Consider the following 1,435-nt stretch of genomic DNA (forward strand, 5'->3'; position numbering starts at 1 on the left):
TACTGATTTGCCATCTGCATAAACGTAAGCCAGCATTCTGCCATACTTGTCTGTGCGATCTCCTTTATCAAACTCCAGTTGAAGTTTTCCCTTGTTAACCAGCTGTTTGTTTCTTGCTGAAGCATCCTCACCATATGGTTGTACGCAAGAGTTTGGGCTCTTAGTTTTAGGCGTGTCAACAAGTAAATAACGAACAGTTTTGACTGCGCCTTTATAGTTAACTTTAATTGTATTCCCATCAACTGTTCTGTTAAGTGTTACATCGACCAGCTTTTTCTTTTTGTCAGACGCCTTTTTATCCGACGAATCCTTCTTTGAAGCATTTTCGGCTTTTTCATTGTTGTCATTAGTACTTTTGTCGTTTGATTGAGTGTCGGTCTTTGTCTCTTTTGCATCTTTTTCATCTTGCTCTGTTGTTTTAGATTTATCTGAATCTGTTTTATCTGTAGAAGCCGAATCAGACCCACACGCGGCCAAAGAAAAGCTTAGAGATAATACGCCAATACCTAACAGCCATTTCTTCAATGTAATTCCCCCAATTTGTTTGTTCTGTCTCTATATCGGACAAACCTTCCTAATTATAAATAAAAAACCAAAGACTGTAAATTAGGTTTCGCATTTTAAGACACTCAAATACAGTTTTGTGGTAGAATTTAGCGGTCTAAACATTAGAGGAGGGTTTTTATATGGCAGAAGGGAAGTTAATTCACATGACTCTTAATGGAATAAAGGATGCTGTTTCTAAATACGGAACTTTTCCTATGTTCCAACATGGGGGACATGTCATGGAAGATGCTGCTTTTCAATTCAGAGATCCGGCCAGTCCTCAAGAAATTAACAGTTTAGAAAAAAAGCTAGGGGTAACTTTGCCTAATGATTATAAAGAGTTCCTATTCAGTCACAATGGAATGGAAATGTTTAATGGTGTTGAACTTCTCAGCACTGAAGGGATAATTGAATTTAATGAAGTTCAAGACTTCCCTAAGGGATATGTCCTAATTGGGTATCATTATGATGGCAGGTATGTTGTTGACACAAACAAATCAAATAAGGGATTAGGATATATGATGTATCTAGATTCAAAAATTGATGACATTGAAGATGCGGTATATTTAGACTCTAACTTTGAGATATGGTTTGACATGTTGGTAGCATCAAATGGAACTAAATACTGGGAAGTGAAGCCAAAAATTAAAGAGTATTATAAATATGTTTCAGAATAGAAAGTTTAGATAAAATCAAGTGGGAAGGAGACAGATATGAAGGTATTTGAAGCATCCTCGTTAATCTCAGCAGCGGAAAAGCGAGCAAAAGAATACGATCAGATTAGAGAACAGTTTATTAATCTTAGAAAAGCCTATCAGGGAATGGCTGACTTAGACGACAGTGAGTTTTCAGGCAAAGGCGCCGACAATATCAAAGCCTTTTTCCAGGG

Annotated in this window: 3 protein-coding genes; 2 read left to right on the forward strand and 1 reads right to left on the reverse strand. The window is 36.9% G+C overall.

Annotation, left to right across the window (positions count from 1 at the left end; translation table 11 throughout):
• Window positions 1-525: thermonuclease family protein (locus ACNFN4_RS22095; RefSeq protein WP_448200482.1), on the reverse strand; the 525-nt coding region annotated here is incomplete at its 3' end.
• A 260-nt stretch (window positions 526-785) separates the two neighbouring features.
• On the opposite strand from ACNFN4_RS22095, the gene ACNFN4_RS22100 reads away from it, so the two are divergent.
• Both ACNFN4_RS22100 and ACNFN4_RS22105 read left to right on the forward strand, forming a co-directional pair.
• The gene (locus ACNFN4_RS22100; protein WP_089072486.1) at window positions 786-1,223 is read left to right on the forward strand and encodes an SMI1/KNR4 family protein; all 438 of its coding nucleotides are present in this window, start codon (window positions 786-788) and stop codon (window positions 1,221-1,223) included.
• Window positions 1,224-1,259: 36 nt separating this feature from the next.
• Window positions 1,260-1,435: T7SS effector LXG polymorphic toxin (locus ACNFN4_RS22105; protein ID WP_448200483.1), on the forward strand; the 176-nt coding region annotated here is incomplete at its 3' end.

It is taken from the genome of Bacillus sp. N1(2025), assembly GCF_053470005.1.